This window comes from Lacimicrobium alkaliphilum (assembly GCF_002591895.1).
In the GTDB taxonomy this organism is placed as follows: Bacteria; Pseudomonadota; Gammaproteobacteria; order Enterobacterales; family Alteromonadaceae; genus Lacimicrobium; species Lacimicrobium alkaliphilum.
The window spans coordinates 210,629-227,250 of record NZ_NISX01000001.1 but is presented as its reverse complement, the minus strand read 5'-3'; the positions used below and the strand labels follow the sequence as shown (position 1 = coordinate 227,250).

Here is a 16,622-nt window from a genome sequence, read left to right as displayed (position 1 = left end):
ATGCAACAAGCGTCACTGCAAAGGCTGCTATCCGGTATTTGCCGTCTGAAAATAGTCGCCGAAAATCAATGTGGTAAAGACTATTTTGTCGGGGATATCTGCGGACAGTTCGACGCACTGCAACGGGCATTGACTAAGGCCGGGTTTGATCCTCGCTGTGATCGGCTATTCTGCACCGGAAACCTGATTAACTATGGTAAAGACAGCCTCAAAGTACTGCACTTATTGTCATCGCATTGGTTTTTCCCGGTGATAGGCCCCAACGAACTGTATATGCTCGAAGCACTGCAACGGAAGCATTACCTGAATTGGTATACCCATGGAGGAGATTGGGCTTTCGATGCAAAGTTACAATTAAAGGAAGACCTGTCACAGTTCAGTGACAGTCTCGCTAAAGTACCCATTGCTTTTCGCATTCAGCAACAATCTTATGCGGATGTTGGTGTTACCAACGGTTTGCCCTTATTGCCTTTTACACCCGAAAGGTATCAGCAAGCCAGTATGAACGAACTTTGTGACTGTCTGCAAACAGGTATATCACAGGAAAGCAAAGCGGTAGTTTACCCACCAATGAGCTGTATCGTAACTGCAGGTGAGCCCGCTCAGAAAATTTGGGTTAAAGGCAATACTGTAGCCATAAATCAGGGAGCCAGATTTCTGCCAGGCAAAGGCAGGTTGAAATTATGGAAGCTAAAAAAGCTGCTTAAAACGGTGCAAAAGCAAACCCGTTTTCAACCCGTTATTGGTTGATCATAAATGGTCGGCGACGGAAAGGTAATGTACAGAGTGCAGAGAGCAAATCAAACAACACCATCACCAGCAGACCACTTACCAGTCCCCAGCCAATTGCCGTTGCGTTAAGCACAATCTGATAGTCGTAATGTTCTCTTGCCTCGGCGAAAAGCCGTGGATCGGTATCAAAAAGCCCGTGCCAGATACGGTGCCATTGTGATGCCTGCAATCTCATTGCCAGTTCTTCCAGGTAATCACGACGCTTCACCAGGGTATTCACACTGATACCGCCAGCGCGCACCGCGGCGTCAGCGTTTTGCCGATAACGTTGAATAAGCTTGTTCAGGTCACCATCCGTATGGACTCTGGCATCCGCTATAAACGGTTGCAGACTCTGGCGTGCCTCACTCAGGTGTGCCAAAACGGTATTTTCATAATGCAAAATAAACGCTGGGAGCTGCAGGCCCGCCAGTAACGCGGCCATAAAAAGGGTTATGCGGAAATAGCCGTGGCAGGTTCTCAGCAGGCCTTTAATCATATTAACAGGCCTAACCGGGGCAAGGCGTAGCCAATTGCGATTCCGGCTGCGGCGAGTAACACCAGAAATGTCAGTAACATCCCCACCACCCTTAGACGCAGGTTTTTCGCCGGGATAGCATAAGCATGAACCAGCCGGCCAACCAGCAAAATCAGACAAAGAACCTGAATGATGAGCGGGGACAGCCCGGCAGCTTCGATCATAAAGATCAACAGCAATGTCAGAGGCAGATACTCTAACGCATTACCCTGTGCCCGAATGGCAAGTTGTAACTCGGTATTGCCACCGTCACCTATGGCAACCTTATGCTTGTTTCTCAGCACGATGACTCTGGCAGAGAGAAATACCACCAACAAGGCTAATAATCCAGTGTAAAAAAGAGTGTTCATAGCGATCCTTATCCATTTTCAGTTCTGTTCATAACAGCCGCAAAGCTAACTGATAGTTAAAATTATGCTAACCGTGATGGTTAATGTAATAGGTATTACTTATTAAGTAAAAAATCTTAACTTTCAGTGGGATACAAATTGTATGTTGTGGATTTCTATTCACTGTAAATACATCAGCGTTTGGCATAGCTTTGAGTATAGCGTTCATAAAACTATTCGCTCTAAACAGGGTTACTGCTACCAGCTGGATTTGCTAACATAGTTCAACTTTTCAGAAACAGCGAACATCATGAAGTTTATTTCCTTTAATATCAATGGACTAAGAGCCAGGCTGCACCAACTTCAGGCACTGATTGATAAGCATCAACCGTATGTGATTGGCTTGCAGGAAACCAAAGTACATGACGATATGTTTCCATTGGCCGATGTCCAGGCGATGGGCTATGAAGTGCACTACCATGGCCAGAAAGGTCACTATGGTGTAGCCCTTTTGTCTAAACACGCCCCTTCGTCAGTTCAGTGTGGCTACCCGGGCGATGACCCTGAAGCCCAGCGCCGTATGATTATGGCCAGCTATACTATGCCTGATGGCCAGTCTGTACGCGTTCTCAATGGTTATTTCCCACAGGGGGAAAATCAGGAACACGAGACCAAATTCCCCGCCAAACGCAAGTTTTACGCTGATCTGATGAATTACCTGAACAATCATCATAGCCCGGATGAAAACCTGGTCGTTATGGGCGATGTGAATATTTCTCATCAGGATCAGGATATCGGTATTGGCGAAGCTAACAGGCTGCGCTGGCTGAAAACAGGCAAATGCAGTTTTCTCCCCGAAGAACGGGTCTGGCTGAATACCTTGCTTGATTGGGGCCTGAAGGACAGCTTTCGTAGCTTGCACCCGGACACCGAAGATCAATACAGTTGGTTTGATTATCGTTCACGTGGTTTTGATGATAACCGCGGTTTACGTATCGACCTGATTCTTGCGACGCAACCATTACACCAACGACTGGTGGATGCTGGTATTGATTACCAGCTCAGGGGTATCGAAAAACCTTCAGATCATGCCCCGATCTGGGCTGAGTATCAGTAACAGGACACATAATCTTTGTTTGAGACTATAACGCTGCTTCAGGGGCTCTCATGGTTTTTTTATCTGGCTGTATTGTTCGTTGCAGTCAGAACCATACCGGTTCAGATCCTGATAGAGAACAGAAAACTCCAGCATTTACTGTTCGGATCGGCGGCTTGTTTATTTGTACTTTGGTTATTCCGGGCCGGAATCTATACTGGCCTGAATGTTCATTTCTTGTGGTTGACTGCACTGACACTGGTTATGGGCTTTCGGGGGGCAATGTTAAGTGCATCACTTGCACTACTGGGTGTTACCCTGGTTGGAAAAGAAAGTTGGAACCTGTTTGGTATCAATGGGTTATTGGGTATATTTTTGCCAATAGGCCTGAGTTACTGCTGTTACAATCTCGCCTTTCATAAACTTCCCCGGCACTTCTTTATTTATATTTTTGTCTGCGCATTTCTGCCGGGGGCTCTGATGATTGCCTTAAAAATGTTCGCCCTGGGCGGATATTACTGGCTGGAAGGTATTCACGACTGGACGATTATTCAGGAAAATTATCTGATTTTGATTCCCCTGTTGCTGTTCCCCGAAGCCATGCTGAATGGCATGACCATGACCCTGTTGGTGATGTATAAACCCAGTTGGGTTTACACTTTTTATGACAAGTTTTATTTGGATAAAAATCCCTGAGAGTATAAGAATGAATAACAGATACAGAGCACTATGCAGTTTTTTCTTGTTAAGCGGGGTTTCGCAGGTTGCCGCTCAGACACCTTCAGACAATGCCCAGCAACGCGTTGAAGCCAGATTGCAGGATGCACCTTTTTATCAGAATGTGCTAAAAGCCTCTGCACTGCTGCCTGAAAATATGCAGCAGAGATCGATTAGCTGTACGCTTGCACAATCTGAAAAAAACAACCCGGAATATAAATCATCACGACAAAGCCGGTTAAATGAACCGGGATGGGAACAACGCATCAGCGCTGACTGGGACTACTTTGGCGAAACCGAGCCAGACACTAAAGTACTGGTTATTGACCACCGCCAGCAGGGCGACGAAATGGCTTACCGTTACCTTGCCAACGGACATAGTCAGGATACGCTCTATGAGCCCTGGAGCACGTCAAAGGTAATGGCCATTACCGGCGCAATCAGCAAAGCCAGATCGCAGGGGGTTGGCGCCAGGAGCCTTGCCGGGGGCTACGTGCCCGTGGCAGACCTAATTACCAGCATTCACACCTATCAGCCCTTTGGAAAGGCTAACGGTAACTCTAATGCCATCGCAACGTACATGGTAAATGCTGCCGGCCGTGATTACATCACCGGCCTGTTTCAGGGTAACTGGCTAAAACTGTCGAATTCCACTGTTGGCTTGCGGGGGGGCTACTATGTGGAAATTTTTAATCCCGGGGCACCATTTTGGCTCGATACAGAATCCGAAAAACAAGCCGCGATGCCCATACTGACAGCCAATACCGCAGATCCTGGCTATCGAAGCTACCGCTGTGAAACCTGCGGTCTGACCGGTAACAAGCCGATGACGACACTGGCGCAGGCAGAGTGGCTAAAACGGCTTGCAGTTCACGAACGAGATAAAATGACCCGCCATCCTAATCTTACCGGGGAAGATGTTCAGACACTGTTTTATGGCGATGGTCACTCTGATAGTGAACATCCTCATGGTGGAATGATCATGGGCATTTCCCGCCTCATCCCTCATGCGCTCAGTCGGGCGCTGGGAGGTAACGTCAGTAGTGCCAAAAACGTGCTTGATCAGCACAATGAAGGAAACTGGCGAATTTTTCAAAAAATTGGCTGGGGACCCAGTGAGACCCGTGGAAAATCAGAAATGGCCATGCTCGCACACCTGTGTCTTCCAGGTGTAATGGGAGGTCGGGAGTTTACTCTGGCAGCTCACACTGGCGTAGAAGGCGACGCTGAAGTCCGGGTCAATGACGCGGCGAAAAAAATGCAGCGTTTGCTTGATCTGACCATGAAAACGCTGCTGACAATGTCGCAGGACAAATAATACTGCTGGATTCTTTATTGTTGTCTTTTTACCGCTTTTTTAGCTACTGAGGTCTTTTTTTAGATGCTGTTAAGACTACAGAGTTTAGCCAGCCGTTTATTGCCCGCAATTGTTTTACTGGCGCTGGTCCAGTGGCTGGCACAAAGCAACCATTCCTTGTTGTTCCGGTGGTCTGCTCAACTCAGTTATGTACCCTTAGTAGCCATTCTCTTTGCGATGTTGGTGGCATTAAAATTCGGCCGCAGCCGTATGGTCATCGCCTGTATACTTCTGGCGTATCTGTGTGTTCAGGGCCTCTGGCCTGCACTGGTGCATACTGCAATCAGCAGCAAGCTGACTACTCCGGGTCTGATGGCCCTGTTGTGTGTACTTCTATGGGATAAAGACCGGGGATTCGCCCTGTTCAATATGGGGCTAGCCGTTGTCTGGATGTTAGTGACCCTTCTGGCCACCTATTTATTGTATGAGTACTTTCCAGATGAGTGGCAGCACTGGCTTGTCCCTGTGCATGATCTGTTACCTTCTCCTCTGGACGGTGCGCTATCACCTATGGACTGGTGTTTTTATCTCTTAGTGACCTTACTGGCACTTTTGAAGTTGTTGCTGAATGCCAGCCACAGCCACTGCATGCTCTTTGCCAGCATGTTGGTATTACCGGTGCTGGATTACCAAAACCAGTTTGTTACCACACAGCTTACGGTGTTTACGTTGGCGCTGGTGTTTTTAACTGCCGTTATTATCGACAGTCATAATATGGCTTTCAGAGATGAGTTGACGGGTATCCCCTCTCGCCGTGCGCTGATGCAGTATACACAGACTCTTGGAAGTCGCTATGTGGTGGTAATGGCCGACATTGATCACTTTAAATCCTTTAATGATACCTACGGCCATGATGTAGGCGATCAGGTACTCAAACTGGTCGCCAGTAAGCTGCAAAAAGTCACCGGCGGGGGGAAAGCTTTTCGCTATGGTGGAGAAGAATTCACTCTGGTTTTTGCACGAAAATCCGGGCAACAGGTGTTGCCTCATATCGAATCATTACGGGAACAAATTGCCGGTTACCAGATGGTGATCCGGGCTCATGACAGACCAGTGAAAAAAACGGCAAAGAAAACCAATCCTCATCGACGCACATCAACGCAAAAGCAGGTGGGTGTCACCTGTAGTTTCGGAGTTGCCACCAAATCCCGCAAGCACAGTCAATTCAGTGAAGTGCTTAAACAAGCCGATCAGGCACTTTATGATGCTAAAAAAGCAGGCAGAAATTGTGTAAAAAGCAGATAGACCCACCCGATAATACTAATAGACAGACAAACCCAATTGCTCCGCCAGACCCGTGATCATATGCATTCCCAGGCAGGAGTTACCAAAGTGGTTGAGTCTCGGGCTCCAGGCACAAATCACACCGTAGCCCGGTACAATAGCAACAATGCCGCCGCCTACCCCACTTTTTGCAGGCAGACCAACTGTAAAAGCAAATTCACCTGACTGGTCATACATCCCGCTGGTAGAGAGGATGGCATTCACCCGATGCGCATCGCGACGTGAACAAATCACGCGTTGCGTCACGGGCTGAAGCCCCCGATTGGCGAGGAAAGTAAGGCTTGAGGCTAATTGCTCGCAAGTCATGTTTACCGAGCACTGGTAAAAATAATGATCCAATACCCGGTCTACGTCGCCCTCTACATTACCAAAACTCTTCATCAGGTAGGCCATTGCAGCATTCCGGCTGCCATGTTGTTTTTCAGACTGAAGTACATCTTCGTCAACAAAGATCTGATCACTTCCGGCCAACTTTCGAATGAAACTGATAAATGCCTGACGACTGGCCGAGTAATGACTGGCCAGCACGTCAGCGATCAGAATAGCACCAGCATTAATAAAGGGGTTACGCGGAATACCGTGCTCATACTCAAGTTGAACAATAGAATTAAAGGGTAAACCTGAAGGCTCCATATGCACCCGTTGCCAAAGACTGTCGCCAATTCTGTTCATCGCCATGACCAGGCCCAGTATCTTTGACAAACTCTGAATCGAGAACTCCGTTGTTGAATCACCTGCTGAATAGAGCTTCCCTTCAACCGTGGCCAGCGCCAATCCAACCTTATCAGGGTTTACCTGCGCTAAGGCGGGAATATAGTCAGCTACTTTGCCGCTCACCGGCAAGGCTCTAGCCTCACCCACTAATTGCTGCAAAAAAGGCTCAATCTCAAATCCCTGTTTTACCGTCCAGTCCATTAATCGTCCTTATGGATCATCATTTCGGACTCCCGTCGCCGACTCATCAGATGAGCCAGTTTCTTCATGCTGATATTTTTGTCTTTCTCATCGACAATCTCCATACCCAGCATGGCTTCCAACAGATCTTCAAGGGTCAGGATCCCCTCCAGACCACCATATTCATCGACCACCAATAAGATGTGGGCGCGGTTATCCAGAAAGTAGTCAAAAGTCCGCACCAGTGGCATGCTACTTAACATGGTCACCATATCCTTCCGATATTCTTTTAGCTGACGTTTGCCGTTGCCCCGGGCCTGAGCCAGTAACAAATCGGTTTTCATTACAAAACCCGATACCTGTTCAGGTTCATCTTCGTATACCGGAATGCGGGAGAAGGATGTGCTGTCGTGTTTATGGAAAAAGGTTTCAACGGTCATACTCTCGGGCACAGAGAACACCACAGTTCTGTGAGTCATGGCTTCCCGGATAGACAACTGGTGCAGGTTCAGCAGGTTCTGCATAATATGCGCTTCGCGCATAGCCAGTTGACCTTCGTCTTTTGACAACTCCGCCATTGCCAGCAACTCTGCTCGATTGAGGCCTTTTAGTGGACTATCTTCGGTAAAGTGACGGGTCAGCCAGTTGGACATTTTCACAAAGGGATACATAAAATAAATCAGGTATCTGAGAAAGTAAGCTGTGGCCGGAGCCAGCTTTCGCCAGTAGGTGGCACCAATTGTCTTAGGGATAATTTCAGAGAAAATCAGGATCAACAAGGTCAGTATTACAGAAGCCAGCCCCAGCCAGGCATTACCAAACACTACTGCAGCCTGAGCGCCTGCGCCTGCCGCACCAAAAGTATGAGCAAACGTATTCAGGGTCAGAATCGCTGACAAGGGCCGGTTTATATCGCTGGTTTGTTCCCGCAATAGTTTGCCGCTGGCCTTTCCTTGTTCTTCCTGCACCGAAATATAGGCAGAAGATATACTCAGGATCACCGCCTCGGCCACAGAACATAAAAACGAAAAGACCAGTGCAATAAACACATAGAGCAAAAGCAATAGCATAATGCAGAATCCGGGTTACTAAATAAAAAACAGGCTCCATCATAAATGGAGCCTGCTTTGTATCAAAATTCCTGTTTAAAGGCTAATTTTTAACCGGCCTTTCATCCCGATACTGTTCAAACCACCAGAGAATATACTCCACTTTACTCATCAGGTTACTGGGACGCTTGTAAATACCGTGAGGGGCATCCGGTATCCTCACCATGGCCGTTTCAACGCCCTGTAGCTTAAGCGCCTGGTAGTATTGCTCAGACTCTGAAATAGGCGTCCGATAATCAGCTTCACCCGTTAACAACATTGTTGGTGTAGTCACATTACCCACATAACTGATCGGTGAGCGCTGCATATAACCTTCAAGATCTTCCCAGGGTTTAGCGGCAAACCAGTATTTATAAAAGTACGGATAGAAATCTGATGTCAATACAAAGCTGTACCAGTTTATAACCGGCTTAGCCACCACTGCCGCTTTAAATCTGTCAGTGTGACCAACAATCCAGGCGCTCAGTACTCCCCCACCAGAACCACCGGTAACAAAAAGCTCACGTTCATCAATAAAGCCCTTGTCAATTACCGTATCAACTGCCGACATCAGATCGTCGTAATCCTGGCTTGGGTAATTCAGGTGAATAGTCTGCGCAAATTCCTCTCCATAGCTGGAACTGCCCCTTGGATTTATATACACCACCACGTATCCGGCAGCAGCATAAAGCTGAATTTCAGCAGCGAAATGCGGACCATAGGCGGTTACCGGACCTCCATGGATCTCCAGCACCATAGGGTACTTTTTATCCTTATCAAAGCCCGGGGGGTAAGCAATCCATCCCTGAATATCGCGACCATCTGCTGACGACTTAAACCAAAATTCTTCAACTTTGGCCAGAGTCTTATGCCCCAGCGCGTCGTCATTCAGGTGCGTAAGTTGAATATCCTTGCCACCTGTATGCAGACCTACGTCCGCGGGACGATCTGGTGCCGAATAAGTAAAGGTGACGGTACCGTCACTGGCAACATCGAATTCACTGCTGGTGTAAGGCCTTCCATACGACTGACCACCAAGTTTATCGGTAAGCTGTTTAGCTTTACCTTTCAGTGGCTGATAAGCAACACGTGTCTTGCCCTGGTCATCATACTGAATGTAAAGTCCGCGGCTGCTGCCATCCCAGTGCAGACTATCAACGCTACGATCCAGGTCGGCCGTCAGAGACTGTGTCTTACCCGATGACAAATCGCGTACATAAACCTGAGTATTTTCATAGTTGGTACCTCTATCGTCATATCCCAGATAGGCCAGATAACGGCCGTCAGGAGAGACAGATGGCTGGTTGTCCGGTCCATTTCGATCTGTCACAGCGGATATTTCTCCGCTAGCCAGTTCATAACGGTAAATATCAGTATTCACTGGCTCCAGGCGAAAATTCTGATGACGGTTAGCAGAAAAGTAAAGCTGCTTACCATCCTGACTCCAGCTCATTGCACCATTATTATTAAATTCATCAAAGGTCAGTTGCCTGGGTGTGCCCCCTTGTGCACTGAGCAGAAATATTTGTGTATATCCCGGTTTGGTATAACCACCACCATCAAAACGGTAATAAACATCATCTATATAAATAGCAGGCTCTGCCCACTCGGCACCTTCTGGTTTGCCTGGTAGCGATACCGGTGGGGTGGCCTTTTCAGGCACAAACATCTGGAATGCCAGATATTTACCATCCGCAGACCAGGTGAGTCTGGACGGAGCAGTGGTGAGGTTTGTCATCTGACCGGTGGCGCCGGTTTCCAGCCATTGCATATGGATCTGAGGATTTCCGGACTCTGAAGAGATATAGGCGAGGCGCTTATTATCAGGAGACAACGCCATACCATATTGCTGATGTTTACCCGTAGTAACAGGTGTCAACTCACCATTTTGCGTTACTTTCCAGATATTACCCAGCTTCTTGTCACTGTGAATATCCATGTAATGACGGATAAAATAAACCTCGCTGCCATCATTGGTAATATTAAGATCGGCAGCATATTCAAGATCAAACACATCCTGAGACTGAAGCGTTTCTGACAACTCTGTGGCGAATAGTGTTGAGGAGCAAAGCAGTGCAGATGCACCTAAAGCAGATATTCTTTTCATTATTGGATCTCTGATTATTTGTCCGTAACTAGTGTTGCATCGCTGTATCAACATGTCACCCGAACTTTATCGCAAAAAATCAGGTGTTGGACACAATACCTAGAACCATTGACGGGTAAATACTCTATCCAGTTCTTTGAAAGCTTTACTAAGAAGATTGGCCAACTCTTTATATCGTGGCCGCGCTTTCACACTGTGTAGCTGGCAACCCTGTTGTCGCATCTTCTGATGAATATCCCGGTACCAGCTGGCCATAGCGGGGGGCAACGGTTGATTGGAGCGATGACCCAACCATAGCAACCCTTGCATTGGCAGGCTGATAAAAAATGCGGCAAGCGCGATGGCTTGTGGCAGCGCGCTCTGGCCCATCGTTCCCAGATGTACAAATGCGACAAGGATAGCAAGTGGCGGCATATAACGAATGCTGAAGCGGGTGGCAGCAATCACACGGCACTCCGGAAACAGACCATAAAGCTCCTTTTTCATTGGCCAGGTTTGCAAATAATCCTGACCATCCCTGAATAAAGCTGGAATTGACTGTGCCATAACTGCCTCTCATGATGACTGCCTGATATCGTACTCAGATGACCGATGCTGAGCACGAAAGGTTACTCTTAAGTGTATCAGCTATCTGCCTGTTATCTGCAGAATTTACCAGTCTGGTGCAATAAGATTCAGATTTATAAAATGATTTATACGTATGGCGCGCATAGATAGGTCATTTGCGATTTTGTATTACCAATGTGCTGGTGAGCCTTTCCCTGCCGAACAACGCCATTTTAATAAACTCTTCACGGCTTACCGGCACGTCAATAAAATCAAGCTCTGTCTGCCAGGGCTCCTTATCCATTTCAGGATCGGTTACCGAAACACAGTAGCTATCGGCTGCCGACACCAAAACCCAATGAGGGGCTTTGGTGCGTGTCAGCCGCCAAACACTGATCAGGCTCACTAACACGGCCCCTTCAGCCAGATACTGATCAAGTTGTGGTAACGACAACGGCATATAATGTTGAGTGATATCGGTATGTTTAGCTTCACTGAGAAAATGTTGATGAACCCGTTCCATGACCTCTTTTTTTTGTGGGTCGCGTACTGAATTCAGAAAAGGCACTGACGTCTGACTGACGTACAAATCTACTTTGAATCCCCTGCGCCAGGCACTTAGTGCCAGCCCTAAACCGCTACAACCACCATGGCCTGAAGTCATATAAATCGTGGTGGCTTCACGCCAGATCTGGATCTCTTCCTGCGCCGACATGGAATAGCTTGGCTCGAGCTTATGCATGGCCATCATCAGGCTCGCCGGACCACAGGTAAAATCAAGTGTCTGCTGATACCGGTCTGTAGAAGGCTGATTCAACGACGCCGAACCTAAACTCTTTTCCATCTGCAGAGCATCGCTACCATCCTCATAATAGCCTTTGACCATACCGATACGGTGATAACCCAATTTGCGATAGAGGCCGATGGCAGGCTCATTATCGATGCGTACTTCAAGGCGCATAAACAGGCAAAGTTGTTTAGCAGCAAGCCTTTGAACCTCAGGTAACAAGCTGTTGGCGACGCCTTTGCCGCGAAACTCATCTGCCACAGCAATAGAGTAAAGTCGGGCGAGTTGTGTGCCTTTGCGGTACAGCACCAACGCGTAGCCCGCCAGCCTTTCATCCTGAATCGCCAGAAGCAGACAGCAGTGCCCTTTGCGAATAAAGTAACTGAAACTGCGCCGGGAAATTTTATCAGTACTGAAACTCTGTTTTTCCAACGCCACAAGGGCAGGAATATCAGCAGTTGTGGCGGAACGTAAATGAAGGTTAATCAAGAAGATGACCTGAACAAAAACCAGGCTGCAGTGTATTGGTTCCAGAAAAAAAAACAACATATCAAAAGTGATTTTTCTAATCGATTTATTCCATTATTCAATGTTGTAAATTCCTGTACCTTAGCGCTCATTATCTACACTGATATTGTTTCAGTATTTCTGAGGAAAAATATGTCTGGATATTATGTGGTTGTTGACGATCTTGATGACTGGAGTCCATATTTCCCCAGCCGGGAAATCATTTCCTTTGACCAGTATCTGGCAAAAACAGATGTCAAATCTGAGCGCACTGTACGCATACTGAACCTGTGCCGTAACAAGCGTTCACTGGGACGTGGATACTACTGTTCACTGCTCGCAGAGGCGCGCGGTCACAAAGTGATTCCGGACATCAATACCATCAACGATTTACGTCGGAAAAAGCTTTACAGCTTAAGGCTCGAAGAAATTGCCAAATCTCTTAATAAGCTCCAGACAGAAGATAATAGTAACAAGCTGACAGTTAGGGTCTTTCTTGGTGAAACCCGTTCAAAAGATTTCACAGAACTGGGCAAAGCCGTATTTGAACGTTTTCCAACACCAATTCTGGAAATCGTACTGGTAAAGAATCGTCATTGGTCACTGGATAAAATTCAGCCGCTTTCGCTGCAGGATATCCACAGTGATGAAGAGCAGGAATTCCTGGCCAATACCCTGGAGCGTTTCAGCAACAGATTGTGGCGTAAACCCAAAGCCCGGAAGCACTACCGTTACGATGTGGCAATGCTATGTGATGATCAGGAAGCGATGCCGCCAAGTGACAAAAAGGCTCTGAATCATTTTGTTAAAGCAGCGGATAAATTAGGGATAAATCTTGAACCAATTAACAAGAAAGATTACGTAAGACTGGCTGAATACGATGGGCTGTTTATCCGGGAAACCACCTCTATCGATCATCATACCTATCGTTTTGCCAAAAAAGCCGAAGCAGAAGGCATGGTGGTGATAGATGATCCCAGATCCATTTTACGTTGTACTAACAAAGTGTATCTGGCTGATTTACTGCGTACCAATAAAGTTCCCACGCCAAAAACCTTATTGCTCAGTCATACCGATAAACAGAGCCTTAAATATGCAATCGAGTATCTGGGCTTTCCCATTGTGCTGAAAATTCCCGATGGCGCCTTCTCCAGGGGGATGTTTAAAGCCACTGATATGGATGAGCTGGTTGATGCAATGAAACAATTAACTCGCACTTCGGCCTTGGTTTTAGCTCAGGAGTTCTTATATACCGACTATGACTGGCGAATCGGTGTTCTGAATAACAAACCTTTGTATGCCTGTCGTTATTTTATGGTTAAAGGTCATTGGCAAATCTACCGCCATGATGATGCGAAAAATGTAGCCACTGGTGGTTTTGAAACGATGCCAACCTATGAGGTACCGCCCAAAGTTCTGGATGCTGCTCTGCGGGCCTGCAAACTCATCGGTGATGGTTTTTATGGTGTCGATATCAAGCAGACCGCTGAAGGAAAGGTCGCGGTTATAGAAGTGAATGACAACCCAAGTATAGATTCTGGTGTAGAAGATAAATTTCTCGGCCAAGCTCTGTATCATGAAGTGATGGCAGAATTTTTGCGCCGGATGGAGTTACAATAGAGAGTCTGATTAACGCCGATTCCATTGCGGTACAAGATCAAATAGATAAAACCTTAAACAAGTTGGAGTAATTATGGCTGAATCAAGACATAGCCGCCTGATGATATTGGGCTCTGGCCCCGCTGGCTACACGGCTGCTGTTTACGCGGCGCGGGCAAACCTTAACCCTGTATTGATCACGGGTATGCAACAGGGTGGACAGTTAACCACCACTACGGATGTCGAGAATTGGCCGGGTGATGCTGAAGGCCTTCAAGGCCCTGATCTGATGGTCAGAATGCAAAAACACGCCGAGCGTTTCGATACGGAAATTCTCTTTGATCACATCAATGAAGTAGACTTTACCAAACGCCCCTTCACACTCAAAGGTGACAGCGGCTCTTATACCTGTGACGCGCTGATCATTTCTACAGGCGCATCGGCTAAATATCTCGGCCTCGAGAGCGAACAGGCATTTATGGGCAAAGGTGTATCCGCCTGCGCGACCTGCGATGGCTTTTTCTATCGCAATCAGAAAGTCGCCGTTGTCGGTGGTGGTAATACTGCCGTCGAAGAGGCACTGTACCTGTCTAATATCGCCTCAGAGGTGCATGTGATTCACCGTCGTGAATTCTTTCGCAGTGAAAAAATTCTTTCCGATCGACTGATGGAGAAAGCGAAAAACGGTAATGTCGTACTGCATCTGAATAAAACTCTGGATGAAGTACTGGGTGATGATATGGGTGTTAACAAGATACGCATTCGCGATACTCAGAACGATAATACAGAAGAGCTGGATGTCACCGGTGTGTTTATTGCCATAGGTCATAAACCTAACACCGACATGTTTGAAGGCCAGCTGTCGATGAAAGACGGCTATATAAAGATTAAAAGTGGTCTGGACGGCGGCGCCACAGCCACCAGTGTTGAAGGAGTATTTGCTTCCGGTGATGTGTGTGACCATGTTTACAGACAGGCAATCACCTCAGCAGGAACTGGCTGCATGGCGGCTCTGGATGCAGAAAAGTATCTTGATGGTCTGGAATAATCCGGTAACAGGCCCACTGAGGGCCTGTTTCTTCCTGCTATGAATCTCACATTACCTAAGTTAGATCATCGCCTCGAATTCCCCTCTCCTCAACACGCTTTGGTGGATCCTGACGGACTGCTTGCCTTTGGCGGAGATTTGTCAGTAGATCGTTTGTGCCTGGCTTACAGTAATGGCATTTTTCCCTGGTTCAGCGAGGGCGAACCCTTACTGTGGTGGTCGCCGGCTGTCCGCGGAATACTGGAGCTGGATAATTTTGTCTGTCATAAAAGTCTGAGTAAGCTGGCTCGTTCAGGTCGCTATCGGGTGACCCTCAATCATGCCTTTGAAGCTGTAATCCACAGTTGCGCCAAAATTCCGCGAACAGATCAGGGAACCTGGATCACCGACGCCATGATAGCTGCCTATATCAGGCTTCATAAACAGGGTTACAGTCACTCTGTGGAAGTCTGGGAAAAGGATAAACTAGTAGGCGGATTATATGGTGTGAGTATTGGCAGGGTGTTTTGTGGAGAATCCATGTTTCACCTTAAAAATAATACCTCTAAACTCGCGTTCTACTATTTGGTTTTGTGGTTGAAGAAGCACCGTTTCGATTTTATCGATTGCCAGTTACCCAACCCTCATCTGAACAGCCTGGGCTGCAGCACCCTGCCCCGGCCGACTTTTTTACAGCGCCTGACACAAGCCTGTGCCCAAAGTGTTGAACCGCAATGCTGGCAGTCAACAACCGTATCAGATGCACTTCAACCATGAGGTTTGGGCTGACCGAGGCTTTCCCCTGCAGTTATCTGCCTGAACAGCAGGAACAGGTTCTGCTGCATCTGAATGACGAACCTGTCAGCAATGAGGTTTACGCAAAACTCCTACAGAATGGTTTCCGGCGCAGTGCCGATAGTATTTACCGGCCCTATTGCCCGGCCTGCAATGCGTGCCAGTCACTGCGTATTGACGTGGAGCATTTCAGACCAACCCGGAACCAGCGGAAAGTTATAAACAGGAATAAAGATCTAGATTTTTCTCTGAGTACTCAGGATAAAGAACAGTACTACGCATTATATGAGCGTTATATAAACACCAGGCATGCCAACGGTAGTATGTATCCGCCGAGCCCGGAACAGTATCGCCATTTTATTTCCAGCCTATGGGCAGAAACACAATTTATGGAGATCAGGCTCAATCAACAGCTGATCGGCGTTGCTATAACCGACAGCATCGATGATGGTCTGTCTGCCTTTTATACATTCTTTGAGCCGGAACTGGAGAAACGCTCATTAGGGACGCTGGCTATACTTAAACAAATCGAACTGACCCGGCAACAGTGCAAGCGCTATCTTTATCTGGGATATCAAATTGATGACTGTAGTAAAATGAATTATAAAGCCCGGTTTGGTCCTCATCAGCGCTTTATTGATAATAAATGGCAGTAATTCTCTGATTATGAATAAAAAAGCGGGCTTTAGCTTTACACTGGCGCCGATATTGGGCAAAATCTGCGCGGCATTTTTATATAAAGCTGATTCCGCGTTATAGGTAACTCAGCGAACTACTTCACAAGGAAAGCGTTCAGACCGGCAGCGATCCGGATTTATCTCTGAGGCAGAAGTATATAAATAACGTTCTGGCAGGCAGGATAACCTGTTGCAGATGACTCTGAATTAAAAAAAGGTAATATTTTTAGATGGCGAAAGAAGACTGTATTGAAATGGAAGGCACGGTTTTGGATACCCTTCCAAATACTATGTTTCGTGTTGAGTTGGAAAATGGTCATGTGGTTACCGCACACATCTCCGGTAAGATGCGTAAGAACTACATCCGAATTCTCACCGGTGATAAAGTCACGGTAGAACTGACACCTTATGACCTCACCAAGGGCCGTATTGTTTATCGCGCCCGTTAGTCTTCAGTCAGAAATAAAAAAAGCCCAACCATAAGTTGGGCTTTTTTCGTTTCA

General features: G+C 47.1%; 17 protein-coding genes. 10 read left to right on the top strand and 7 right to left on the bottom strand.

The genetic code is table 11. The features are described from left to right. Nucleotides 1–750 carry a metallophosphoesterase gene (locus CDA54_RS01050; protein WP_099033136.1) on the top strand — a complete coding sequence of 250 codons (750 nt, stop codon included), beginning with the start codon at nucleotides 1–3 and terminating at the stop codon, nucleotides 748–750. Here the strand turns inward: CDA54_RS01050 and CDA54_RS01045 are convergent. Together CDA54_RS01045 and CDA54_RS01040 are read right to left on the bottom strand one after the other, a co-directional pair. After that, complete coding sequence (locus tag CDA54_RS01045) at nucleotides 740–1,270, bottom strand: DUF2937 family protein (RefSeq protein ID WP_099033135.1); 531 nt, start codon at nucleotides 1,268–1,270, stop codon at nucleotides 740–742. The two genes, CDA54_RS01050 and CDA54_RS01045, sit on opposite strands and share 11 nt — an antisense overlap. After that, a complete protein-coding gene (locus CDA54_RS01040; protein WP_099033134.1) occupies nucleotides 1,267–1,659 on the bottom strand; it encodes an MAPEG family protein in 393 nt (130 codons plus the stop codon). The genes CDA54_RS01045 and CDA54_RS01040 overlap by 4 nt, the downstream gene beginning before the upstream one ends. A 289-nt stretch (nucleotides 1,660–1,948) precedes the next feature. Between CDA54_RS01040 and xthA the strand changes: the two genes are divergently transcribed. From xthA to CDA54_RS01020, 4 genes are all read left to right on the top strand, one after another. Next, nucleotides 1,949–2,755 (top strand): exodeoxyribonuclease III, encoded by an 807-nt coding sequence (xthA, locus tag CDA54_RS01035; RefSeq protein WP_099033133.1) that lies wholly within the window; start codon nucleotides 1,949–1,951, stop codon nucleotides 2,753–2,755. Between the two features lie 15 nt (nucleotides 2,756–2,770). Next, nucleotides 2,771–3,430 carry an energy-coupling factor ABC transporter permease gene (locus CDA54_RS01030; protein ID WP_099033132.1) on the top strand — a complete coding sequence of 220 codons (660 nt, stop codon included), beginning with the start codon at nucleotides 2,771–2,773 and terminating at the stop codon, nucleotides 3,428–3,430. Nucleotides 3,431–3,440: 10 nt separating this feature from the next. Then, nucleotides 3,441–4,769, top strand: a complete 1,329-nt coding sequence (locus CDA54_RS01025; protein ID WP_099033131.1) for a hypothetical protein — start codon at nucleotides 3,441–3,443, stop codon at nucleotides 4,767–4,769. A 63-nt stretch (nucleotides 4,770–4,832) separates the two neighbouring features. Then, nucleotides 4,833–6,053 carry a GGDEF domain-containing protein gene (locus CDA54_RS01020; protein WP_099033130.1) on the top strand — a complete coding sequence of 407 codons (1,221 nt, stop codon included), beginning with the start codon at nucleotides 4,833–4,835 and terminating at the stop codon, nucleotides 6,051–6,053. A gap of 15 nt (nucleotides 6,054–6,068) precedes the next feature. Here CDA54_RS01020 and CDA54_RS01015 read toward each other — a convergent pair whose 3' ends face one another. From CDA54_RS01015 to CDA54_RS00995, 5 genes are all read right to left on the bottom strand, one after another. Then, entirely contained in the window at nucleotides 6,069–7,007 is a 939-nt protein-coding gene (locus CDA54_RS01015) for a glutaminase (protein ID WP_099033129.1), read from the bottom strand. Further along, on the bottom strand, nucleotides 7,007–8,056 hold the full coding sequence (locus tag CDA54_RS01010) for a CNNM domain-containing protein (protein ID WP_099033128.1): 1,050 nt from the start codon (nucleotides 8,054–8,056) through the stop codon (nucleotides 7,007–7,009). Before CDA54_RS01010 ends, CDA54_RS01015 begins: the two co-directional genes overlap by 1 nt. Before the next feature lie 82 nt (nucleotides 8,057–8,138). Further along, the gene (locus tag CDA54_RS01005; RefSeq protein ID WP_099033127.1) at nucleotides 8,139–10,181 is read right to left on the bottom strand and encodes a S9 family peptidase; all 2,043 of its coding nucleotides are present in this window, start codon (nucleotides 10,179–10,181) and stop codon (nucleotides 8,139–8,141) included. A 99-nt stretch (nucleotides 10,182–10,280) separates the two neighbouring features. Beyond that, nucleotides 10,281–10,727, bottom strand: a complete 447-nt coding sequence (yfbV, locus tag CDA54_RS01000; protein WP_099033126.1) for a terminus macrodomain insulation protein YfbV — start codon at nucleotides 10,725–10,727, stop codon at nucleotides 10,281–10,283. A gap of 172 nt (nucleotides 10,728–10,899) precedes the next feature. After that, complete coding sequence (locus tag CDA54_RS00995; RefSeq protein WP_218962356.1) at nucleotides 10,900–12,003, bottom strand: GNAT family N-acetyltransferase/peptidase C39 family protein; 1,104 nt, start codon at nucleotides 12,001–12,003, stop codon at nucleotides 10,900–10,902. A 171-nt stretch (nucleotides 12,004–12,174) separates the two neighbouring features. On the opposite strand from CDA54_RS00995, the gene CDA54_RS00990 reads away from it, so the two are divergent. From CDA54_RS00990 to infA, 5 genes are all read left to right on the top strand, one after another. After that, nucleotides 12,175–13,641 carry a RimK family protein gene (locus CDA54_RS00990; RefSeq protein ID WP_099033124.1) on the top strand — a complete coding sequence of 489 codons (1,467 nt, stop codon included), beginning with the start codon at nucleotides 12,175–12,177 and terminating at the stop codon, nucleotides 13,639–13,641. A 73-nt stretch (nucleotides 13,642–13,714) separates the two neighbouring features. Beyond that, complete coding sequence (trxB, locus tag CDA54_RS00985) at nucleotides 13,715–14,668, top strand: thioredoxin-disulfide reductase (RefSeq protein ID WP_099033123.1); 954 nt, start codon at nucleotides 13,715–13,717, stop codon at nucleotides 14,666–14,668. Nucleotides 14,669–14,707: 39 nt separating this feature from the next. Beyond that, nucleotides 14,708–15,424 carry a leucyl/phenylalanyl-tRNA--protein transferase gene (aat, locus tag CDA54_RS00980; protein WP_099033122.1) on the top strand — a complete coding sequence of 239 codons (717 nt, stop codon included), beginning with the start codon at nucleotides 14,708–14,710 and terminating at the stop codon, nucleotides 15,422–15,424. Next, nucleotides 15,421–16,098 carry an arginyltransferase gene (locus tag CDA54_RS00975; protein ID WP_099033121.1) on the top strand — a complete coding sequence of 226 codons (678 nt, stop codon included), beginning with the start codon at nucleotides 15,421–15,423 and terminating at the stop codon, nucleotides 16,096–16,098. The genes aat and CDA54_RS00975 overlap by 4 nt, the downstream gene beginning before the upstream one ends. Nucleotides 16,099–16,349: 251 nt before the next feature. Then, nucleotides 16,350–16,568, top strand: a complete 219-nt coding sequence (gene infA, locus CDA54_RS00970; protein WP_062479992.1) for a translation initiation factor IF-1 — start codon at nucleotides 16,350–16,352, stop codon at nucleotides 16,566–16,568. Nucleotides 16,569–16,622: the final 54 nt, after the last annotated feature.

Coding starts and splice junctions, on each gene's coding strand:
- CDA54_RS01010 (WP_099033128.1), bottom strand. CDS start 8,056: ATGCTATTGCTTTTGCTCTATGTGTTTATTGCACTGGTCTTTTCGTTT.
- CDA54_RS01025 (WP_099033131.1), top strand. CDS start 3,441: ATGAATAACAGATACAGAGCACTATGCAGTTTTTTCTTGTTAAGCGGG.
- CDA54_RS01045 (WP_099033135.1), bottom strand. CDS start 1,270: ATGATTAAAGGCCTGCTGAGAACCTGCCACGGCTATTTCCGCATAACC.
- aat (WP_099033122.1), top strand. CDS start 14,708: ATGAATCTCACATTACCTAAGTTAGATCATCGCCTCGAATTCCCCTCT.
- CDA54_RS01040 (WP_099033134.1), bottom strand. CDS start 1,659: ATGAACACTCTTTTTTACACTGGATTATTAGCCTTGTTGGTGGTATTT.
- trxB (WP_099033123.1), top strand. CDS start 13,715: ATGGCTGAATCAAGACATAGCCGCCTGATGATATTGGGCTCTGGCCCC.
- CDA54_RS01015 (WP_099033129.1), bottom strand. CDS start 7,007: ATGGACTGGACGGTAAAACAGGGATTTGAGATTGAGCCTTTTTTGCAG.
- CDA54_RS00990 (WP_099033124.1), top strand. CDS start 12,175: ATGTCTGGATATTATGTGGTTGTTGACGATCTTGATGACTGGAGTCCA.
- CDA54_RS01020 (WP_099033130.1), top strand. CDS start 4,833: ATGCTGTTAAGACTACAGAGTTTAGCCAGCCGTTTATTGCCCGCAATT.
- CDA54_RS01005 (WP_099033127.1), bottom strand. CDS start 10,181: ATGAAAAGAATATCTGCTTTAGGTGCATCTGCACTGCTTTGCTCCTCA.
- xthA (WP_099033133.1), top strand. CDS start 1,949: ATGAAGTTTATTTCCTTTAATATCAATGGACTAAGAGCCAGGCTGCAC.
- CDA54_RS01050 (WP_099033136.1), top strand. CDS start 1: ATGCAACAAGCGTCACTGCAAAGGCTGCTATCCGGTATTTGCCGTCTG.
- CDA54_RS00975 (WP_099033121.1), top strand. CDS start 15,421: ATGAGGTTTGGGCTGACCGAGGCTTTCCCCTGCAGTTATCTGCCTGAA.
- infA (WP_062479992.1), top strand. CDS start 16,350: ATGGCGAAAGAAGACTGTATTGAAATGGAAGGCACGGTTTTGGATACC.
- yfbV (WP_099033126.1), bottom strand. CDS start 10,727: ATGGCACAGTCAATTCCAGCTTTATTCAGGGATGGTCAGGATTATTTG.